This window comes from Rhizobium sophoriradicis (genome assembly GCF_025200795.1).
Classification (GTDB): Bacteria; Pseudomonadota; Alphaproteobacteria; order Rhizobiales; family Rhizobiaceae; genus Rhizobium; species Rhizobium sophoriradicis.
Genome location: NZ_CP104152.1, coordinates 2,012,952 through 2,033,542, shown reverse-complemented (window position 1 = coordinate 2,033,542; position 20,591 = coordinate 2,012,952). Strand labels below are relative to the sequence as shown.

23 protein-coding genes are annotated in these 20,591 nt (G+C 61.3%); 9 read left to right on the top strand and 14 right to left on the bottom strand.

Annotated elements, in window-relative coordinates:
• The first annotated feature begins 46 nt into the window (after nt 1–46).
• The 7 genes from N2597_RS10245 (at nt 47) to N2597_RS10215 (ending at nt 6,639) form a co-directional block, all read left to right on the top strand.
• Nucleotides 47–469: a GNAT family N-acetyltransferase gene (locus N2597_RS10245; RefSeq protein WP_341356234.1), complete on the top strand. Its 423-nt coding sequence runs from the start codon at nt 47–49 to the stop codon at nt 467–469.
• 131 nt (nt 470–600) lie between these two features.
• Nucleotides 601–2,112, top strand: coding sequence for a helicase HerA domain-containing protein (locus N2597_RS10240; protein ID WP_077989229.1), 1,512 nt, complete (start codon nt 601–603; stop codon nt 2,110–2,112).
• A gap of 225 nt (nt 2,113–2,337) precedes the next feature.
• Nucleotides 2,338–2,955, top strand: coding sequence for a 30S ribosomal protein S4 (gene rpsD / locus N2597_RS10235; RefSeq protein ID WP_009994534.1), 618 nt, complete (start codon nt 2,338–2,340; stop codon nt 2,953–2,955).
• 72 nt (nt 2,956–3,027) lie between these two features.
• On the top strand, nt 3,028–3,957 hold the full coding sequence (locus N2597_RS10230; RefSeq protein ID WP_038689233.1) for a glutaminase: 930 nt from the start codon (nt 3,028–3,030) through the stop codon (nt 3,955–3,957).
• An 87-nt stretch (nt 3,958–4,044) separates the two neighbouring features.
• Nucleotides 4,045–4,914 (top strand): tRNA 2-thiocytidine(32) synthetase TtcA, encoded by an 870-nt coding sequence (gene ttcA / locus N2597_RS10225; RefSeq protein ID WP_183597660.1) that lies wholly within the window; start codon nt 4,045–4,047, stop codon nt 4,912–4,914.
• Between the two features lie 49 nt (nt 4,915–4,963).
• Nucleotides 4,964–5,791 (top strand): inositol monophosphatase family protein, encoded by an 828-nt coding sequence (locus tag N2597_RS10220; RefSeq protein WP_183597661.1) that lies wholly within the window; start codon nt 4,964–4,966, stop codon nt 5,789–5,791.
• A gap of 23 nt (nt 5,792–5,814) precedes the next feature.
• Complete coding sequence (locus N2597_RS10215; protein ID WP_077989226.1) at nt 5,815–6,639, top strand: inositol monophosphatase family protein; 825 nt, start codon at nt 5,815–5,817, stop codon at nt 6,637–6,639.
• Nucleotides 6,640–6,734: 95 nt separating this feature from the next.
• On the opposite strand, the gene N2597_RS10210 is transcribed toward N2597_RS10215, so the two are convergent.
• The 5 genes from N2597_RS10210 to N2597_RS10190 all read right to left on the bottom strand — a co-directional run bounded on the left by N2597_RS10210 (nt 6,735) and on the right by N2597_RS10190 (nt 10,699).
• The gene (locus tag N2597_RS10210) at nt 6,735–7,211 is read right to left on the bottom strand and encodes a GNAT family N-acetyltransferase (RefSeq protein ID WP_096769512.1); all 477 of its coding nucleotides are present in this window, start codon (nt 7,209–7,211) and stop codon (nt 6,735–6,737) included.
• Nucleotides 7,212–7,249: 38 nt separating this feature from the next.
• Nucleotides 7,250–8,527 carry a multidrug effflux MFS transporter gene (locus tag N2597_RS10205; RefSeq protein ID WP_183597663.1) on the bottom strand — a complete coding sequence of 426 codons (1,278 nt, stop codon included), beginning with the start codon at nt 8,525–8,527 and terminating at the stop codon, nt 7,250–7,252.
• 35 nt (nt 8,528–8,562) lie between these two features.
• Nucleotides 8,563–9,768 (bottom strand): multidrug effflux MFS transporter, encoded by a 1,206-nt coding sequence (locus tag N2597_RS10200; RefSeq protein WP_183597665.1) that lies wholly within the window; start codon nt 9,766–9,768, stop codon nt 8,563–8,565.
• Between the two features lie 137 nt (nt 9,769–9,905).
• Nucleotides 9,906–10,241, bottom strand: a complete 336-nt coding sequence (gene grxD, locus N2597_RS10195) for a Grx4 family monothiol glutaredoxin (RefSeq protein ID WP_096769515.1) — start codon at nt 10,239–10,241, stop codon at nt 9,906–9,908.
• A 227-nt stretch (nt 10,242–10,468) separates the two neighbouring features.
• Entirely contained in the window at nt 10,469–10,699 is a 231-nt protein-coding gene (locus tag N2597_RS10190; protein WP_009994515.1) for a hypothetical protein, read from the bottom strand.
• 165 nt (nt 10,700–10,864) lie between these two features.
• Here N2597_RS10190 and N2597_RS10185 point away from each other — a divergent pair, with 165 nt between their 5' ends.
• Nucleotides 10,865–12,082 (top strand): hypothetical protein, encoded by a 1,218-nt coding sequence (locus tag N2597_RS10185; protein WP_077989224.1) that lies wholly within the window; start codon nt 10,865–10,867, stop codon nt 12,080–12,082.
• A 373-nt stretch (nt 12,083–12,455) separates the two neighbouring features.
• On the opposite strand, the gene N2597_RS10180 is transcribed toward N2597_RS10185, so the two are convergent.
• From N2597_RS10180 to N2597_RS10165, 4 genes are all read right to left on the bottom strand, one after another.
• Complete coding sequence (locus N2597_RS10180) at nt 12,456–12,689, bottom strand: BolA/IbaG family iron-sulfur metabolism protein (RefSeq protein WP_004676237.1); 234 nt, start codon at nt 12,687–12,689, stop codon at nt 12,456–12,458.
• A 19-nt stretch (nt 12,690–12,708) separates the two neighbouring features.
• Complete coding sequence (gene purL, locus N2597_RS10175; RefSeq protein WP_038689219.1) at nt 12,709–14,940, bottom strand: phosphoribosylformylglycinamidine synthase subunit PurL; 2,232 nt, start codon at nt 14,938–14,940, stop codon at nt 12,709–12,711.
• A 171-nt stretch (nt 14,941–15,111) separates the two neighbouring features.
• On the bottom strand, nt 15,112–15,687 hold the full coding sequence (locus tag N2597_RS10170) for an acyloxyacyl hydrolase (protein ID WP_096761787.1): 576 nt from the start codon (nt 15,685–15,687) through the stop codon (nt 15,112–15,114).
• A gap of 122 nt (nt 15,688–15,809) precedes the next feature.
• Nucleotides 15,810–17,228: an aminotransferase-like domain-containing protein gene (locus N2597_RS10165; RefSeq protein WP_077989221.1), complete on the bottom strand. Its 1,419-nt coding sequence runs from the start codon at nt 17,226–17,228 to the stop codon at nt 15,810–15,812.
• Nucleotides 17,229–17,309: 81 nt separating this feature from the next.
• Between N2597_RS10165 and N2597_RS10160 the strand changes: the two genes are divergently transcribed.
• Nucleotides 17,310–17,567: a DUF1127 domain-containing protein gene (locus N2597_RS10160; RefSeq protein ID WP_010060226.1), complete on the top strand. Its 258-nt coding sequence runs from the start codon at nt 17,310–17,312 to the stop codon at nt 17,565–17,567.
• A gap of 27 nt (nt 17,568–17,594) precedes the next feature.
• Here N2597_RS10160 and N2597_RS10155 read toward each other — a convergent pair whose 3' ends face one another.
• The 5 genes from N2597_RS10155 to purC all read right to left on the bottom strand — a co-directional run bounded on the left by N2597_RS10155 (nt 17,595) and on the right by purC (nt 20,378).
• On the bottom strand, nt 17,595–17,987 hold the full coding sequence (locus N2597_RS10155) for a hypothetical protein (protein WP_038689213.1): 393 nt from the start codon (nt 17,985–17,987) through the stop codon (nt 17,595–17,597).
• Between the two features lie 82 nt (nt 17,988–18,069).
• A complete protein-coding gene (gene purQ, locus N2597_RS10150; protein WP_077989220.1) occupies nt 18,070–18,741 on the bottom strand; it encodes a phosphoribosylformylglycinamidine synthase subunit PurQ in 672 nt (223 codons plus the stop codon).
• The gene (locus N2597_RS10145) at nt 18,738–19,292 is read right to left on the bottom strand and encodes an RNA 2'-phosphotransferase (RefSeq protein ID WP_183597667.1); all 555 of its coding nucleotides are present in this window, start codon (nt 19,290–19,292) and stop codon (nt 18,738–18,740) included. The genes purQ and N2597_RS10145 overlap by 4 nt, the downstream gene beginning before the upstream one ends.
• A gap of 41 nt (nt 19,293–19,333) precedes the next feature.
• Nucleotides 19,334–19,579, bottom strand: coding sequence for a phosphoribosylformylglycinamidine synthase subunit PurS (gene purS / locus N2597_RS10140; RefSeq protein ID WP_038689209.1), 246 nt, complete (start codon nt 19,577–19,579; stop codon nt 19,334–19,336).
• 34 nt (nt 19,580–19,613) lie between these two features.
• Nucleotides 19,614–20,378, bottom strand: coding sequence for a phosphoribosylaminoimidazolesuccinocarboxamide synthase (gene purC, locus N2597_RS10135; RefSeq protein ID WP_004676256.1), 765 nt, complete (start codon nt 20,376–20,378; stop codon nt 19,614–19,616).
• Between the last annotated feature and the right edge of the window lie 213 nt (nt 20,379–20,591).

The following is a 20,591-nucleotide window of genomic DNA, read 5'->3' as shown; positions in this document are numbered from 1 at the left end:
ATTGCTCGACCCAAAACGGCATGACCGAGAGGGATTCGATTGCGGCGTGGACGCATTGAATACCTACCTGAGACGCTTCGCCAATCAGCGTGGTCTGACACGCGTCTATGTTCTAGGTGAGGAGGCGCGAATTGCCGGCTATTTCTCGCTGAGCGCTCATTCGGTTTCCCGTCAAGATCTTCCACCGAAGATCCAGGCGGGACCCTATGAGGAATTGCCGTTCCTGATACTGGGCCGGCTTGCCGTCGATCGTGAATATCAGGGCCGAGGCCTCGGAGACGCATTGATCGTTCATGCCTTTGCGATAACGCGATCAGCCGCGGGCCAGATCGGAATTCTAGGCATGATCGTTGATGCCAAAGACGAGCGTGCGGCAGACTTCTACCAGCGCTTCGGTTTTCGGCGGCTTTCCGGCGCGGCGCTTCGTCTCGTGCTGCCGATAACGGCGATGGATCGGCTTCTCGATTGAGGCCGGGAATTGTCCTGTGGGTTGGCGAAATCCGGCCCTGAAAATCAACAGATTCTTTGATAGACGGGGCGTTGCCGTTTCGGAAGAATGGCGCTTCGTTCATGTGAGTCTTTTCGTCGCGAGGATCGGCATTGCAGGTTGGTATCGATATGGGATTGGCGTCCGGCAGCCCGGCGACGCTCGATATCGAGGAGCTGCTGGCAACGCGTCTGCTCGTGCAGGGCAATTCCGGATCGGGGAAATCGCATCTGTTGCGCCGTCTGCTCGAGCAATCCGCGCAATGGGTGCAGCAGGTCATCATCGATCCTGAGGGTGATTTCGTCACCCTCAGCGACAGGTTCGGCCATATCGTCGTCGATGGCGAGCGCACCGAGGCGGAGCTGGCGGGCATCGCCAACCGTATCCGCCAGCATCGGGTGTCCTGCGTGCTGACGCTTGAAGGCCTCGATATCGAGCAGCAGATGCGTGCCGCTGCTGCCTTCCTCAACGGCATGTTCGATGCCGATCGGGAATATTGGTATCCGGTTCTCGTCGTCGTCGACGAGGCGCAGATGTTTGCGCCTTCGGTGGGCGGCGATGTCTCAGAAGATGCGCGCAAGATGTCGCTCGGGGCGATGACCAATCTGATGTGCCGCGGCCGCAAGCGCGGGCTTGCCGGGGTGATCGCCACCCAGCGGCTTGCCAAACTCGCCAAGAACGTCGCGGCCGAGGCCTCGAACTTCCTGATGGGCCGCACCTTCCTCGATATCGACATGGCGCGTGCAGCCGACCTTCTCGGCATGGACCGGCGCCAGGCCGAGATGTTTCGCGACCTGAAGCGCGGCAATTTCGTCGCTCTTGGGCCGGCATTGTCGCGCCGGCCGTTGCCGATCCAGATCGGCGCGGTGGAAACCTCGGCGCGGTCCTCCAGCCCAAAGCTCATGCCGCTGCCGGATGCGCCGCAGGATGTCGAGGACCTGATCTTCACACCCGATCCGGAGGAATTCCAACGTCCGCTCGTGCGCCGCGTGCCGCCGGCGCCGCGGCCGACCACCGACATTTTGGCGGAGCTCTCGCGCTCGACGCCGGCGGCATCCCCAGCGCCGGTCGAGCCGCGGGCGAGCCAGCCGGAGATCTCCGCCGAGGAGCGGGAAGAGCGCCTTGCCGGCGTTCTTGCCGAGATACTCGACGATCCCACCTCAGCCTTCCGCACCGATTCCGTGCTCTATCAGGATTTTCTCGTACGGCTGCGCATGCGCCGCGTGCCGGGACCGCCGATCGCACTGCCGGATTTCCGCAGGCGCGTGGCGATTTCCCGTTCCGGCGTCGATGCCGCGACAGCGGCGAGCGATGAGTGGGCGACGGCGCTGTCGCTGTCGTCAGGCGTCACGGATGACCTGCAGGGTGTTTTCCTGATGCTCGCCAAGGCCGCCGTCTGCGGCGAACCGTGCCCGTCCGACGCCCGCATCGCTCGGGCCTACGGCACCCATTCGGCGCGGCGCGCCCGCCGTCTGCTCGGCTATTTCGAGGAGCAGGGGATTGTCGTCGTGCACACGGACTTCTCCGGCAAACGTATCGTGGCTTTCCCCGACATGAATTGCCAGACCGCACCGGGTGATGCCAATGCGCCGGATACAGGCGATCAGCCGCTCGCTGCGGAATAGTGGCGCTTTCGGGCGTCGGCGCAGTTGACATTTTCATGAGGGGCCTCTAAAGACCGCGCCAAGCACCGGGCAGCAATGTCCGGTGTTTCATTTGACATGTCCCGTGGACCGTTTCTGTTCGCGTAACCGAAACATCCTGTCAGCTCTCGAAAGAGATCAGAGGAGGGCGTGTTTCCTTCGTGCGGTTTGGTAACAAGCCGCCATAAACCTTTGAAAGGAAATACGATGAGCAAGCGCGAATCGTCCAAGTACAAAATTGACCGCCGTATGGGCGAAAACATCTGGGGCCGTCCGAAGTCCCCGGTGAACCGCCGCGAATACGGTCCGGGCCAGCACGGCCAGCGCCGCAAGGGCAAGCTTTCGGACTTCGGTGTGCAGCTGCGCGCCAAGCAGAAGCTCAAGGGCTATTATGGCGACCTGCGCGAGAAGCAGTTCCGCGCGATCTTCGCTGAAGCTTCCCGTCGCAAGGGTGACACCTCCGAAAACCTGATCGGTCTTCTGGAATCCCGCCTAGACGCGATCGTCTATCGCGCCAAGTTCGTTCCGACGGTCTTTGCTGCCCGTCAGTTCGTCAACCATGGCCACGTCACCGTCAACGGTGTGCGCGTCAACATCGGTTCCTATCGCTGCAAGGCCGGCGACGTCATCGAAGTTCGTGAAAAGTCGAAGCAGCTGGTGACCGTTCTGGAAGCTGTCAGCCTCGCCGAACGCGACGTTCCCGACTATATCGAAGTCGATCACAACAAGATGGTCGCCACTTACGGCCGCGTTCCGACGCTCAGCGACGTTCCGTTCCCGGTTGTCATGGAACCGCATCTGGTCGTCGAATTCTATTCGCGTTAAGAAGAACCAGGCGTTTTCGCTTATGGAAAAGCCGCTCTTTCGGGCGGCTTTTTTGTTATCCGGAGAGAAGCGATGGCGGATCTGCAGGCGATCCTCGACAGTATCTATACCGATATTCTGCCCCGGGTCGGCGAGGGCAAGGTCGCCGACTATATTCCCGAGCTCGCCAAGATCGATCCACGGCAGTTCGGCATGACGATCGTCACCGTCGACGGCAAGGTCTATCGTGTCGGCGATGCCGATATCGCCTTCTCGATCCAGAGCATTTCTAAGGTCTTCATGCTGACCTTGGCGCTCGGCAAGGTCGGCGAAAGTCTATGGAAGCGCGTCGGGCGCGAACCGTCGGGATCGGCCTTCAACTCGATCGTCCAGCTCGAGCATGAGAGCGGCATCCCGCGCAATCCTTTCATCAATGCCGGCGCGATCGCCGTCACCGACGTCGTCATGGCCGGGCATGCGCCGCGCGAGGCGATCGGCGAGTTGCTGCGCTTCGTGCGTTATCTCGCCGACGACGAGTCGATCACCATCGATGACAAGGTGGCGCGCTCGGAAACGCAGACGGGATATCGCAACGTCGCGCTTGCCAACTTCATGCGCGCCTACCGCAATCTCGACCATCCGGTCGAACACGTGCTCGGCGTCTATTTCCATCAATGCGCCCTGTCTATGAACTGTGAGCAGCTGGCTCGCGCTGGGCTGTTCCTGGCTGCGCGTGGCAGCAATCCGATGACCGGCCATTCGGTGGTCTCGCCGAAGCGGGCACGGCGCATCAATGCACTGATGTTGACCTGCGGCCATTACGACGGCTCGGGCGATTTCGCCTATCACGTGGGTCTGCCCGGCAAGAGCGGTGTCGGCGGCGGCATCTTCGCTGTTGCGCCGGGCATTGCATCGATCGCAGTCTGGTCGCCCGGGTTGAACAAGGTCGGCAATTCGCAGCTCGGCGCCGTGGCGCTGGAGATGCTGGCGGCGCGCACCGGCTGGTCGGTGTTCGGTGATTGATGCTGTGTTGGCCGGCGACTTTCTGCTAAAGGCAGCTTGATAAGACGGGCTCGCAATTCAAGCCTGCAATCTTGATTGGACGAAGCAATGAATATCGCAGCCAACATCGCCGACGAAATGGAGAGTGGCGAGGCCGATACCAGCGGCCACGCGCTGTTTGCCGACGCGCCGCGCTCGGTCTCCTTCAACAAGCTGCGCAAGCGGCTGCTCAGGCAGGTGCGCCAGGCCTTCGACGATTTCGATATGCTGAAGGGGCAGAAGCGCTGGCTGATCGGCCTTTCCGGCGGCAAAGATTCCTACGGCCTGCTGGCGCTGCTGCTCGATCTCAAATGGCGCGGGCTGCTGCCGGTCGAACTGATCGCCTGCAATCTCGACCAGGGCCAGCCAAACTTTCCCAATCATGTTCTGCCGGATTACCTGACGAGGATCGGCGTCCGGCACCGGATCGAATATCGCGATACCTATTCGATCGTGAAGGAAAAGGTGCCGGAAGGGGCGACCTACTGCTCGCTCTGTTCGCGGCTGCGGCGCGGCAATCTCTACCGTATCGCGCGGGAGGAGGGCTGTGATGCACTGGTGCTCGGCCATCACCGTGAGGACATTCTCGAGACCTTTTTCATGAATTTCTTCCATGGCGGGCGGCTGGCCTCGATGCCGGCGAAGCTTCTGAACGACGAGGGTGACCTGATGGTGCTGCGGCCGCTTGCCTATGCGGCCGAAGACGACCTCGCCAAGTTCGCTGCCGCTATGCAGTTTCCGATCATCCCGTGCGATCTCTGTGGCTCGCAGGACGGGCTGCAGCGCAATGCGATGAAGGACATGCTCGCCGATATCGAAAGGCGGATGCCGGGGCGAAAAGACACGATGCTGCGGGCGCTTGCGCATGTGAATCCCTCGCATCTGCTTGATCCGAAGCTCTTCGACTTTTCCGGCTTGACAGTCGCCGACCCTTCGTGAAAGGCCGGCTGCGGGGAGGCTGGTCGTTGCATGAAGGACAGGATTTCGCATGAGCATTTCAGATAAGGATATTCTCTTTCTTGGCGATAGCGTCAGGGAGGCTGCACGCGCCGAAATCATGCCGCGTTTCCGCAATCTCGGCGCTGCCGATGTTTCGGAAAAGACCTCAGCGACCGATCTGGTGACGCAGGCGGACGTGCTCGCCGAACATAGGATTACCGCGGCGCTGAAAGAGCGTTTTTCCACAGCCCTCGTTGTCGGCGAGGAGGCCTATGACGCCGATCGGTCCGTCGTTCCTGCCCTTGCCGACGCCGAGCTCGCCTTCGTCATCGATCCTGTCGATGGCACCTTCAATTTCGCCGCCGGGCTTCCCGTCTTCGGGACCATGCTGGCGGTCACCGTCAGGGGCGAGACGGTCGCCGGCATCATACATGATCCGGTCCTTGGCGACACGGTGACGACGATCAAGGGAGCGGGCGCCTTCCTGACGCGACAGGACGGGCAATCGAGCAGGCTCAAGGTGGCGGAGCCCGCCGCCCTGAATCAGATGGTCGGCGGCATCTCCTGGGGCCATATGGACGACCCGGATCGCTCGCGCATCTGCTCCAACCTGGCGAAGATCAGGATGACCTTCGCTTTCAACTGCTCGGCCTACGAATACTGGATGGTCGCCTCCGGCAAGCTGCATTTCATCGGTCATGCGAAACTGATGCCCTGGGATCACCTGGCCGGAGTGCTTGCGCATCAGGAAGCCGGCGGCCATACCGCGAAATTCGACGGCACGCCCTATCGGCCCGGCGAGACGACGGGCGGCATCATCTCCGCACCCGACAGGGAAAGCTGGCAGCTGATCCGCCGCGAAATCATCGGCATATGATTTGACACGCGAAAGGATTTGACATGACTGCGACTGTCGATGTGACCGCTCTTGCCGATCTCTTGCGCCGGGCGGCGAAGGCGGAGATTCTGCCACGCTTCCGCCGGCTTGGTCGGGATGACGTACGCGCCAAGAGCGAAGCAACCGATCTCGTCACCGAGGCCGACGAGCAGGCTGAGCGGATGATCAAGGCGGAAGCCGAACGGCTTTGGCCCGGCGCGCTGTTCGTCGGTGAAGAAACGGTCGCGGCCGAGCCGGCGCTGCTTGGCAGGCTGGCAGACGCGGATCTCGCCATCGTGGTCGATCCGGTCGACGGCACGTTCAATTTCGCCGCCGGCATTCCGGCCTTCGGCGTCATGGCCTCCGTCATATCAGGCGGAGAGACGGTTGCCGGCATCATTTACGATCCGATGGGCGACGATTGGGTGATGGCGGAAAAGGGGGGCGGCGCCTGGCTGCGGCGGCCGGACGGCGAAGCGCGGCGGCTGCGTGCCGCCGAGCCTGTCGCGCTCGACCAGATGGTCGGCATGGCCTCCACCGGCTACCTGCCGCAGGAGAAGCGGGCCGAGATCCTCGGCAATCTCGCCAAGGTGCGCTTCCTCACCAACTATCGCTGCGCGGCCCATGAATACCGCACCCTTGCGGGCGGCCATGTGCATTACCTCATGTACAACAAGCTGATGCCCTGGGATCACCTCGCCGGCACGCTCATTTCCCAGGAGGCCGGCGCCCATGCCGCCCGTTTCGACGGTTCTTCCTATCTGCCACACCATCTCGACGGCGGGCTGCTGATTGCCCCCGACAAGGCCTCGTGGGAGGTGCTGCGCCGTGAGGTGGTTACCGTTTGAACGCATGAAAACCGGCCGCAGAACACTGTTTTGCGGCCGTAGCCTTCGACGGGGAATGCCGGCTTCGTTCGACGACGCGGATCGGCGGTTCGACCCTACTTCGCGTAGAGCTTTTCCATCAGAAAATTTTCCAGGCTTTGCCCGCGTTTCTCGACGGTTTGCCCGGTTATCACGCGGAAACCCCTGCGCTCGAAAAACGGCCGGGCGGTTCGGCTCGCCTCCGTATAGATTCGGGTGAATCCGAGGTTCAGAGCTTCCTTCTCGACCCTGCTCAACAGGCGGCTTGCGATACCGAGCCCCTGAAATTCAGGGTGCACAAACATCATGTCCAGGCATCCGTCATCGGTCAGGTCGGAAAACCCCACCGGCGCTCCATCGATTTCCGCGATCCAGCCAGGTCTGCTTATCCGGCGCTGCGCCCATAGCCTGCGATCTTCCACCTTTGCCCAAGCCTCGATCTGAGCGGGCAAATAGTCTTTCGATGAAACCTCCCGAATGGCGCGCAGAAAAATCTCGATCGTCGCGTCTGCATCGCTTGGCGCGTAAGGCCTGATCAGAATTCGGTCGTCCATCGGATATGCCTGTCGCGCTGACGCCAATGATTTCGATGTCAGAAATGCGCTGCACCCGGATCCAGCTGCGGGCTGTCTCCGGGATGGGTGAAGAGCTTGCCGTTCTCGGCCCAGAGGGTGGCTGCGATCGTCACCAGGCCGAAGAGCGCGAAGCCGCCGAAGAGAGGCTGCACCGTGCCATTGAACATCTGGCCGACCAGGCCGCCGAGGATGGCGCCTACCGTCGTCGAGACGAAGCCGGTGATGGCGGTCGCCGTCCCGGCGAGATTGCCCATCGGCTCAAGACTGATGGCGGTGAAATTGGTGGCGATCACGGCAAACATCATCAGCACGATGGTGAAGATGCCGTAGGCTGTGGCGAAATCCGCCTTGCCGGCCAGCGCAATGAGAAAGCCTGCTGCCGACAGTGCCGTGAAGATCAGCAGCGCGGCATGCGAAATGCGGCGCATGCCGAATTTGCGGACGAAGAAGCCGTTGGCGAAATTAGCCACCGCGATGCCGCCGGCGGTAGCCGCAAAGGCGATCGGCAGCCAATCGCCGAGGCCGTAAACTTCGCCGAAGACCTGCTGCACCGAGATCACGTAGGCGCTGATGACGCCGGTAAACATGGTGAGACCGATCATGTAGCCTGAGGTGATGCGGTTCGTGAGCACGGTCTTGAAGCCGTCGGTGACCGAGCTGACTGACAGCGGCAGGCGCTCTTCCGGCGGCAGCGATTCCTTCAGCCGCAGAAGAGCCCAGAGGAACAGGATGGTGGCGACGGCGCCGAGCAGGATAAAGATCCAGTGCCAGTCGGTATATAGGATGATGAGCTGGCCCACCGATGGGGCGACGATCGGCACGATCATGAAGACGATCATGACATAGGACATGACGCGGGCCATTTCGCGGCCGCCGAAACAGTCGCGGACGATGGCCATGGTGGTGATGCGTACGGCTGCACCGCCGACGCCCTGAACGAAACGCATCAGGAGCAGCATTTCGAAACTGCCGGTGGCTGCGGCGGCAAACATTCCAATTATGTAACAAACCAGGCCGCCGAGCAGGATGTTGCGGCGGCCGAACGTATCGGAAAGGCTGCCGAAGAATATCTGCGAGACGCCGAAGCCCAAGAAGAACACGCCGATGATCAGCTGGGCGTCATTGGTATTGGTGACGCCGAGGGAATGGCCGATATTGGGCAATGCCGGCAGCATGCTGTCGATGGCCATGGCGATGCTGGCCGTCATGATCGCAATGGTGACGACGAACTCGCCGAAACCCATGCCGATGCGGCGGGAGCCCTGGTTTTCCTGGTGCGGTTTATGCGGCGTCATGTGGTGAAATCCCGGATGCAGACGAGGCCGGCCGTTCAGACGGCCGGGTTCTGCTGTTGGAAGAGGCGGCCCTTTTCGGCGATCAGCACGAAGATCAGCCCGACAATCGAGACGATGAAATAACCGGCTACCATCGGCAGGGCAGTGCCGTCGAAGGCCTGGCCGATGCCGGCGCCGATCAAGGCGCCGCCGACCGTGCTCATGAAGCCGAGCACGGAGGAGGCGGTGCCGGCGACATGGCCGAGCGGCTCCATGGCGAGCGAGTTGAAGTTCGAGCCGATCCAGCCGAACTGGAACATGACCAGGCCGAAAAAGCTGATGAACAAGGCGAAGGGCATCGGCTCGGAACTCGCCATCTGGACGATGAGCCAAATGGTGTTGATGGCGATGAAGCCGATGAGGGAGCCATGCGACAGGCGACGCATGCCGAGCTTGCCGACGAATCGCGAGTTGAAGAAGGACGACAACGACATGAAGATCGCCACGCCGGCAAAGGCGAAGGGGAAATAGACGCCGAGATCATAAATGCCGACATAGACCTGTTGGGCGGAATTGATGAAGCCGAACAGTGCGCCGAAAATGAAGGTACTGGCGATGGTGTAGCAGAGCGCGACGCGATTGGTCAGCACCAGCTTGAAGGCGCCGAAGATCGAACGGGCGGTGAAGGGGCGGACATTCTGCGGATGCAGGGTTTCCGGCAGGCGGATGTAAGCCCAGACGGCGATACCGGTCGCCATGGCGGCAATAAAGAGGAAGATCAGGTGCCAGTTGCCGAAGAACATGACGATCTGGCCGGCGCCGGGCGCGATCACCGGCACGATCATGAAGACCATCATGATCAGCGACATCACTTCGGCCATCTGCCGGCCGCCATAGATATCGCGGACAATGGAGACGGTGATGACGCGGGTTGCGGCCGAACCAACGCCCTGCAGGAAGCGCAGGGCGAGCAACCCGGCAAAAGAGGGGACGAAAACGATACTGATGGCGGAGAGAATGTAGATGACGAGACCGATCAACAGCGGCGTGCGGCGGCCGAAGCGGTCGGAGAGCGGCCCGTAGAACAGCTGAGCGCAGCCGAAACCGAGCAGATAGGTAGAGACGACGAATTGTCGATGATTTTCGCTCTCGACGCCGAGGCTCGCCCCGATCTGCTGCAGCGCCGGCAGCATGATATCGATCGCCAGAGAGTTGACGGCCATCAGAAACGCGGCGAGCGCGATGAATTCACGCTTGCCCATGGGCAGGCGGCCCGCGGACACGGCTTGCGATGAATCTGTCACAATGAAATTCCCATAAACAGGCCAAGGCGCTGCTCAACGCAGCGCCTCGGACTCGAGAAACAGATTTGGAAACCGGGCGGACGTCCGGTGACCGGTCAGGCGGCGCCGCGAACGGTGACGCCGTTTTCCTGGAGATGCTGTTGCAGTTCACCGGCCTGGAACATTTCCCGGACGATGTCGCAGCCGCCGACGAACTCGCCCTTTACGTAAAGCTGCGGGATCGTCGGCCAGTTGGAATAATCCTTGATGCCCTGGCGGATCTCCGAATCGGCGAGCACGTTGATGCCCTTGTAGTCGACGCCGATGTAATCGAGAATCTGCACGACCTGGCCGGAGAAACCGCACTGCGGAAACTGCGGCGTGCCCTTCATGAAGAGGACGACGTCGTTGCTCTTGATTTCGTTGTCGATGAATTCGTGAATGCCGCTCATGGGACCTGATCCTTTCAACGGGCGGGTTAAAGGCCCACCGTTTCAATCGTTGTCCTTAGATAGCATGTGACAGCAGGAATTCCAGACGCCTAAACCAAAAAAAGACCAATCTGGTCAGGCCACTTCGGCGATGTTGCTATCACGTTTCGGTTGTCGGGCTAGATGGGCCTGCATCCGGTCAATCTCGACGTCGCCGAGGGTCGGGGTTCAGCGGTCGGATAGTTGCGTCAGCTGCGGCGTTGGCGGCTGCGACCGGCGGCTGTGCGTCGCTTGCTGACCTGTTTGCGGGCGGGTTTGCGCTTGGCGGAGGTCGTCTTTCGGGCGGCAGCAGTTGTCGCAGCGGGGCGCGTCTTACGCCTCCTGCGCTTCGTCGTGATGCGGCCGCTGGTTTTCTTCAGGATTTCCTTCAATACGCTGTCGACAACGCCTGATATCAGTTCTTTGACAAGATCGGCCACAAAACCCCTCCGCTCACGGTGGAAACGACATGGCGGCTATTGAATTCCTGATGACTTCGGTTAGCAAGACGCCTTCGAGATCATACCTGCTTTTTCGCCGAGATCGGCGGCACAGCAGCCGGATCGCACGAACATGCCGGCCATTCGCCCGGCCGAAAGAGCGGAATGAGATTGATAAAAAAGCGGGTCGTCCTGCATTTTCCGGGCTTCGAGCCGCTTGACGGCGCTGCCCACCGGGCGCGCTACGAGCGCTCAGCCAGGCAGAGTTCCGCCGTTTGGGGCTACTCGCTCGAGGTCGGGACGCCGGACGGCGGCAGCGATCCCCTCAGTTTCGAGGTTACGACCAGCGGCGAGGTGCCCGGGGCAGCCGAGATGGCGCCCGGGGCAGCCGGTTCGGCGCCCGGGGAAGACCCTGCTCCTGCCACTTGGCAGACGAAGAGCCGAATCCACATGGTCGATCACGACATGTTCGTGCGCAGGCTGCGCAGTGGCAATACGCTGAGCCAGATCGCTGCAGGTTTTCGCAGCTGCGCCCAGATCATGCTCGAAGGCGGCATGCGGCGATATTTCCGTCATGCCTGGCGCTTCGGCCTGTTCTTCCTCTTTCCATTTCTGCTGACGGGGCTGGCGATTGCGCTGACGGCGCTGATCGCTGTCGCGCCCTATCGTCTCGGTTTTTCGCTATGGCACATGCTGTGGAGCGGGCCGCTGGCGCTCTGCTTCTTCATCTTCGCTTTCCTGCCGTTTTCCGAACGCTTCCATACGCTGCATCTCTTTGCCGATTGGGCAATGGCGGTGGCGCTCGGCCGCATGCACCGTGCCGATTTCAACGACTGGCTGGAAGACCGGGCCACCGCGGTGCGCAAGGCGCTTGAGGAGGAGGCGGATGAATATGTGATCTCCTCGCACAGCATGGGATCGAATGTGGCGGCCCATGTCATCGGCATCTTGCTGGAAAGGGAGCCGGAGATCTTCAAGGGCAAACGTGTGGTATTTGCAACCCTCGGCAGCGCCATTCTGCAATGCGCGCTGCTATCGTCTGCGAGCCTGCTGCGCGCCCGTGTCGGTCTGATCGCCCGCTGTCCCGAGATCTCTTGGCTCGATGTGCAGTGCCTGACGGATTCGATCAATTTCTACAAAGTGCCGGTTGTCACCGTCTGCGGTCATGCGGAGGCGCCCCCGGCGAAGATGCTCCTGATCCGCGTCAAGCAGATGCTGGCGCGCGAACATTACCGCAAGATCCGCAAGGATCAGCTGCGCGTCCATCGGCAATATGTATTGGGGCCGGATCTCAAGGCGCCCTTCGACTTCACGCTGATGACATCAGGACCGATGCCGGCTTCGGTGTTTGCTTATCCGGAGCAGGACAGGTTGCCGGCTTGAAGGCCCGAGTACCTCGTTAGCGATGGACGCATGGCGTTTACGTCGAGTGCGTTGGTGGCTTCTTTTTGGGCACTCGACTTAATTCCAGCCGGCAGGGTGCCGGGATCAATGGGCGTTCACCACAGCCCCGAACCCACCCTCCGTCATGCTCGGCCTTGAGCCGAGCATCCACACCGCATCCATCAGCAGCAGTCGCATGGATCCCCAGGCTCAGGGCCTGGGATGACGGAGAGCGTGGTTGGTGTTCTCGCCAAACTCGCTGTCAGTGTACAAAGACAAATCACAGCATTGCTTCATAGGCCGGCACAGATTCGCCTTCTCTTACCACCTGTGCTCGTCACAGGAATGTGGAGAGGGTGGGCTACCGCAAATGTCAATCAGGCGCCGAGGTCTGCAGTGCGAGCGCGTGCAATACGCCACCCATATTGCCCTTCAGCGCCTCGTAGACCATCTGGTGCTGCTGCACGCGGCTCTTGCCGCGGAAGGCTTCGGCGACGACTTCGGCGGCGTAGTGATCGCCGTCGCCCGCCAGATCGCGGATCGTCACCTTGGCACCGGGAATCCCAGCCTTGATCATGTCTTCAATATCGCCGGGTTTCATGGCCATGATCGTTACTCCTTGCGCATTATTCCGCGGCGAGTTCGCCGCGGCCTTCCATGAAATCAGGGAACCACGATTCATGGGTATCGCGCAATTGCTGAATCGGCAGCGCAATGAGATCGCCGACGACGAGCGCATCGCCACCGACCGTGCCGAGGCGGCGGAAAGGGACGCCGGCGCCTTCCGCATTGGCGCAGACGAAATCCGCCACATCGGCCGGCACCGTCAGCACATAACGCGCCTGATCTTCGCCGAAGAGCAGCGCATGCGGCGCACCCTTGCATTCGCCGAGATCGATCGTCAGCCCCTTGCCGGATGCCATGACCATTTCAGCCAGTGCGACGGCAAGGCCGCCCGAGGAAATGTCGTGGCAGGCGGTTGCCTGATCGTTGCGGATGACGGAGCGGACAAAATCGCCGTTGCGGCGTTCGGCGAAGAGATCCACTTCGGGGGCGGGACCTTCGCGGCTGTCGAGCACATCCCTGAGATAGACGGACTGGCCGAGATGGCTGCCGTCGAGGCCGATCATGATCACCTTGTCGCCGGCGTTGGCGCTGCCGATGCGAACCATCTTGCGCCAGTCCGGCAGCAGGCCGACGCCTGCAATCGTCGGCGTCGGCAGGATGGCGACGCCGTTGGTCTCGTTGTAAAGCGAGACGTTTCCCGACACGATCGGGAAGTCGAGCGCGCGGCAGGCCTCGCCGATGCCCTTCACCGCCTGAACGAACTGGCCCATGATCTCCGGCTTTTCGGGATTGCCGAAGTTGAGATTGTCGGTGGCGGCGAGCGGTTCGGCGCCCGTCGCGGTGATGTTTCGCCAGCATTCGGCGACCGCCTGCTTGCCGCCTTCGAAGGGATCGGCCTCGACATAACGCGGCGTCACGTCGGAAGAGAAGGCAAGCGCTTTGCTCTTATGGCCGTCGACGCGCACGACGCCGGCGTCGCCGCCCGGAAGCTGCAGCGAATTGCCCTGGATCAGCGTGTCATATTGCTCATAGACCCAGCGTCGGCTCGACTGGTTGGCCGAGCCGACGAGCTGCAGCAGCGCCTGGCCGTAATTCTTCGGTGCGGCGACGAGGTTGGCGGGCAGGGGGGCAGGCTTGCCGGATTCGCGCCAGGGGCGATCATATTCCGGCGCCTGATCGCCGAGATCCTTGATCGGCAGATTGGCGACTTCTTCGCCCTGGTGCACGACGCGGAAGCGCAGGTCGTCGGTCGTCTTGCCGACGATGGCGAAATCGAGGCCCCATTTGACGAAGATCGCCTTGGCCTGCTCTTCCTTCTCCGGCTGCAGCACCATGAGCATGCGCTCCTGGCTTTCCGACAGCATCATCTCATAGGCGGTCATCCGCTCTTCGCGCACCGGCACCTTGTCGAGCTCGAGCAGGATGCCGAGATCGCCCTTGGCGCCCATTTCGACGGCCGAGCAGGTGAGGCCGGCAGCACCCATGTCCTGGATGGCGATGACGGCGCCGGTCTGCATCAGTTCCAGGCAGGCTTCGAGCAGGCACTTTTCGGTGAAGGGGTCGCCGACCTGAACGGTCGGGCGCTTTTCCTCGATCGATTCGTCGAATTCGGCCGACGCCATGGTGGCGCCGCCGACGCCGTCGCGGCCGGTCTTGGCGCCGAGATAGACGACCGGAAGGCCGACGCCCTTGGCTTCGGATAGGAAGATGGCGTTGGATTTGGCAATGCCGGCGGCAAAGGCGTTGACGAGGATGTTGCCGTTGTAGCGGGCGTCGAACTCGACCTCGCCGCCGACCGTCGGCACGCCGAAGGAATTGCCGTAGCCGCCGACGCCGGAAACGACGCCGGAAACGAGGTGGCGGGTCTTCGGATGATCCGGCTCGCCGAAGCGCAGGGCGTTCATCGCGGCGATCGGGCGCGCACCCATGGTGAAGACGTCGCGCAGGATGCCGCCGACACCGGTCGCAGCACCCTGGTAGGGTTCGATGTAGGAGGGGTGGTTGTGGCTCTCCATCTTGAAGACGACGCAGTCGCCGTCATCGATATCAACCACGCCGGCATTTTCGCCTGGCCCCTGGATGACGCGCGGCCCTTTGGTCGGCAGCGTGCGCAGCCATCTCTTCGAGGATTTGTAGGAGCAATGCTCGTTCCACATGGCCGAGAAGATGCCGAGCTCGGTGAAGGTCGGTTCGCGGCCGATCAAATCCAGGATGCGCTGGTACTCGTCCGGCTTCAGGCCATGGCCCGCGATGAGTTCCGGCGTGATCGGGATGGTGTTTGGAATGGTCATGAGCGGAAAGTCCCTGGCGCGTTTTGCGCTGTCTTTAGCTTAAGTAGCGGCGGCGCGCGACAGAAAAAAGCCTGCCGTCAACACAGTGAACTGACTCCCGAAAGTTGGACACCCAACTTCGGGGGCAGTTCACAGGGGCAGGCAGGCTTTTTTCATGAAGGCGGCAATTGCTCAGAACTTGTAGCCGATCTGGATGCCGGCGCGCGTCATGCCGTCGTTCGGGCCGTCGCAGAGATTGGCATGCGAGGAGTGGGCAATCTGGGCCATTACGTTCCAATGCGGGGTGAAACGATAGCCGGCGCCGGCATATTCGTGGAAGAGGACGCGGCAGCCGAGGTCCGGGCCGTCATCATTGTTGTCCAGGTCGCCGGTGTGGATGACGCCGCCGAAGCCGGCTTCGGCAAAGAGCTTCTCGTTGAGATCGACAGTCCAGGTGAAGCCGGTGAAGAATTGGGTGGCTTCACCCGCGGTGCCGATCGAGGTGCCGAGATGGACACGGGGACGCAGCAACTGTTGCTGCCAGCCGACGGCCTGCTCGTATCCGAAAGGGTCGAAGAGAGCGGTGATTTCGGGAAAGACGCCATCTTCCCGGGAATGTCCCGATTGCAGCGAGGTCGAGACCCCGAAACGCAGTTCATCAAATATCTGCTCGCCGGCGGATGCCGAGCCTGCGACGGTGCCGGCTACCGCTGCGAATAACGCCGTGGTCAAAAAACGCAACACGATGCTTCCGAAGTCCGCACTCATTTGCTGTCCCTTGATTCGCGTCAGGCGAGAATATCGAAGAGGTAGCATGCAGATTGAGTCGGTAAACGGCTGCGAATAGCCCCAGGGATTTTTTGTAGATTATGACGTGTATTTGCAACAGGTCAGATTTCACCATCATAGGCGGATCCGCCATTTTCCAGCAGCCGGCGCAAGATCATCAGGCCGGAGGTCAGTTCCTGCCCTGTCTTTGGCGAGGAAAAACCAATGCGGACTCGATGATAGGATTTCTCCCCGCGGGCTGCCTTGAACTCGTCCTCGTCGTCGACGAGCACACCATCCCGGAAAGCGGCATTCTTGAAGGTGCCCGACATCCAGGGCTCCGGCAATTTCAGCCAGAGGAAGGGCGCATGCGGGTGTGACGCAAAATCGAAGCCCTGCAGCTGCTCGCGAACGAGTCGGACACGCCGGGAGAGTTCCTCGACGCTCTGCTTGCGGATCTCGTGGGCAGTGCCGCTTTCGACGAGGCGTGCGCAGGTCTCGGCCAGAATGAAGGGTAGGCCGCCGGTGATCATCTTATGCGTCACCCGGATGCGCTGGGCAAAATGCGGCGGGCAGGCGACCCAGCCGCCGCGTACGCCGGCGGCGACCGATTTCGACAGCCCGTTGACCAGGAAGGTGCGATCGGGGGCAAGTGAGGCGAGCAGTGGCGTATCATCGTCGGACATGCCGCCGTAGAGATCATCTTCGATCAGCCAGACGCTGTGTTTCCTGGCGATCGCGGCGATTGCCGCGCGCCGCTCGAGGGGCATGATCGTCACCGTAGGATTGTGAACGGTCGGCATCAGGAAGGCGATCTTTGGATGTTGTTGCTGGCAGAGCCGCTCGAAATCGTCCGGGATCACTCCTTGTTCGTCTGAATCGACCGTCAGCGTGCGGCGTCCGAGAAGGCGGGCGCTGCGGCTGACCTGCGTATAGGTGAGATCCTCAAAGACGATCTTGTCGCCCGGCGCCGAGACGGCGGCGATGGCTGCAACCGCCGCCGCATGAGCGCCGAGCGTCGGCACTATGTTTTCGACATCCGGCGTCCAGCCGCTGCGGGCAAGCCAGAGACGACCGGATTCGAACCAGTTGCGCGGAAACGTGCGGGAATAGGACGAAATCTCGGCGAGATGCTGTTCGCCGATCTCGGCTAGGATGCCGGATATGATCTTGCCCTGGCCGAGATCTGGTGCGGCCGTGGTATCGAAGCGGATTTTGTCGGCAGGCGCGTCCTGGACGCGGGTGCCACTGAGCGAGACAGTCAGCGGGTCGGTCTGTTCGCCGGGCTGCGTCTCGGAGCGGTTCAGCACATAGGTGCCGCGCCCGACCTCGCCGGCGACCAGGCCGCGCTCATGCACCAGCGCATAGGCGCGGCCGATCGTGCCGATGGTCACGCCGATATCATAGGCGAGGTTGCGTTGCGGCGGCAATTTGCTGCCGGCGGGTAGGGCGCCGCTCGCGATGGCGGATTCAATGCTGTCGGCAAGCCGGAGATAGACCGGCCCGGAACCGCGGGAAAGATCAGGAAGCCAATTTGTCATGGTGACAATTGTATATATTGGCACATTGTATCGGTCAAGCGTATGAGTCAATTCCAGTGGCAAACCGAGAGGATTTCTGGAATGTCTGCCTTGCCTGAGATCAAAATGCCAATTGTACCGATTGTCTCTTATGAAGATAGGAGGCAGGTCGTCCTTCCCGCGGCGCCTCCTGAGGTGACGACGCGTTTGGGGCGGATTTGGACCGCAATTCTTCTCTGGCATCAGAAGCGGGAAGGCCGGCGGGCGCTGAGAGGCCTGACGACGAGCGAGCTCAAGGATATCGGCGTGTCGCAGTCCGAAGCCGCACGCGAAGTCGGCAAGTCGTTCTTCTGGGACTGAATGCGTTATCGGGATCGCCGGCTGCGATCAGCTGCAGGCTTTGTTGCCGCCCGACCAGCGATTGACGTCGGCGACGATGCGGTCGGCGACCGGTTCCGACATCATCGGACCGAAGGCCTGGAGACGCGACGGGCTTCCCTCGGCCTGAACGACAAGCAGCGGCCGGCTTTCCGGGCTGCCCTTGTGGACGAGCAGGATGCGGGGCCGGCCGGTGAAGGAGTTGAGCTCCGGGGCGAGTTTATAGGCTGCAAAAGCGGGGTCACCTGACTTGAACCAGCATGCACTGGCGCCGAGCGCCACGCGTTCCATCGTCGGCAGCGCGGCGCGGTTGGGGCCTGTCGTCGGCGCCGGCGTCTGGCAGGCTGCGAGCATGGCTGCGAGAGCGGTCAACAAAGCGGGGTTTGCGAGGCGATGGCGCATCGATCTTGCTCCGATCCAGACGGAATTTTCGTGTGCATGCCGTTGCCCAAGACCGCGCGCGCTTTTAGGCAACGAGCAGGGCTCAGGCGGCGATGACGTCGAGCGCCGAGGCGAAAAGGCCGCGGCCGTCCGAACCGCCATGGGCGGCTTCGATCAGGTTTTCCGGATGCGGCATCATGCCGAGCACGTTGCCCTTTTCGTTCATGACCGCGGCGATATCGTTGAGCGAGCCGTTGGGGTTGGTGCCTTCGGCATAACGGAAGACAACCTGGCCATTGCCTTCGATTTTCGCCAGCGTGGCTTCGTCGGCGAAATAATTGCCGTCATGATGGGCAACGGGGCACCGGATGACCTGGCCTTGCGCGTAGGCGCGGGTGAAATCCGTCTCGGCATTGACCACTTCAAGCTTGATCTCGCGGCAGACGAATTTCAGCGAGGCATTTCGCATCAGCGCGCCGGGCAGCAGGCCTGCCTCGACGAGGATCTGGAAGCCGTTGCAGACGCCGAGCACTTTCACGCCCTTTGCAGCCTTGTCGATGATCGCCTGCATGACCGGCATGCGGGCGGCGATCGCGCCGCAACGCAGGTAGTCGCCATAGGAGAAGCCGCCGGGAATGACGATCAGGTCGACTTCAGGGATTTCGGCTTCCGTCTGCCAGATCGTCATCGGCTCGCGGCCGGAGATCTTGGTCAGGGCTGCGATCATGTCGCGGTCGCGGTTAAGGCCCGGAAGTTGAACGACAGCTGATTTCATGGGGTCCCTGCGTCTGGCGAAAGATATTGAACTGGAACGCTTTCGGTGAGCCATACTCCATTGTCGGAAACAAAGAAAGAATGACCCTCTGAAAACATGCGGGCCGCATCCACGCGAAGGATGACATATTCACCCTTGCGGCGCGTTGCGACGATTTTCGCCGTTTCGACATCCGCCGACAGATGCACGTGGTGGCGCTGCATCTTCTTCAAGCCGTCGCGCTCGATCGAGTGCCAGGCAATCGCGGAGGTGCCGTGGAAAAGATCTGCCGGCGGCTCGACCGCGGTCAGCGCGAGATCGACCTCGACGCTATGACCCTGGTTCGCGCGAATTCTGTTGTCGGCGGGCGTGAAGCGCTTCTTTGGATTGTTTTCGATGATCGCGATAATCTCGGCGCGGGAGACATCGTATTTCGACGTCAAAGCCTTTTCGAGCTCGTCGAACGACACCCAGCCCTCGCCATCAAGCGTCAAGCCGGCGGCATCGGGCGCATGGCGCAGGACATAGCTCATATATTTCGAGACTTCCGTCTCCAGCTGTGCCTTCGTCATGACGCCAAATCCTCAAAATCTGCCGGCCGGCAGGTCGGTGATCATCCGTCGATCGCGATCGCGTAGTTCTCGATCACCGTATTGGCGAGCAGTTTTTCGCACATCGCCTTGAGGTCGGCCTCGGCCTTCGCCTTGTCGGCGCCCTCGAGCTCCAGGTCGAAGACCTTGCCCTGTCTGATATGGCCGACGCCCGAAAAGCCGAGGGCGCCGAGCGCGCCTTCGATGGCCTTGCCCTGCGGATCGAGAACGCCGTTTTTCAGCGTGACGGTGACACGAGCCTTGATCACTTTGCCTATCCTGCCTTGCTTGACGAGACGATTTTTACTTAACCAAAACGGGGCCGGTGCCGCGCACAGGCTCGTTTTCATTGATGATGCCGAGACGGCGTGCAACTTCGGAATAGGCTTCGAGCAAGCCGCCGAGATCGCGGCGGAAGCGGTCCTTGTCCATCTTTTCGCGGGTTTCGATATCCCAGAGCCGGCAGCTGTCCGGCGAGATCTCGTCGGCGAGGATGATGCGCATCATATCGCCTTCGAAGAGGCGGCCGCATTCGATCTTGAAATCGACGAGCTGGATGCCGACGCCGAGGAAAAGACCGGTCATGAAATCGTTGACGCGGATGGCAAGCGCCATGATGTCGTCGAGTTCGGCCGGATTGGCCCAGCCGAAGGCGGTGATGTGCTCTTCCGAGACCATCGGATCGTCCAGCGCATCGGATTTGTAATAGAATTCGATGATCGAACGCGGCAGCACGACGCCTTCTTCGATGCCGAGGCGCTTGGCCAGCGAACCGGCGGCGACGTTGCGCACGACGATCTCAAGCGGGATCATCTCCACTTCCTTGATCAACTGCTCGCGCATATTGAGCCGGCGGATGAAATGAGTGGGGATGCCGATTTTGTTCAGATGGCTGAAGATATATTCGGAAATGCGGTTGTTGAGGACGCCCTTGCCGTCGATGACCTCATGTTTCTTCTTGTTGAAGGCGGTGGCATCGTCCTTGAAAAACTGGATCAAGGTGCCCGGTTCCGGACCCTCATACAGAATCTTTGCCTTGCCCTCGTAGATACGGCGGCGACGGTTCATCGTGGTCATTCTCTGTTGTTGGCGCTCTTGGGATGGCGCGAGTGGATCGATCTCGTGGCGTCCCCTTAAAGGAAAAGAGTGAGTTTCACAATCCGCCTGTCGCTCCTTCCCCCGTTTCGGGATTTCCGGTCCCGGTTTCCGGATTTTACGGAATACCGCCAAGAGAATCGAATGAATTTGCAGGACGAGCCTAGCGCCTTTTCCTATAGGGTG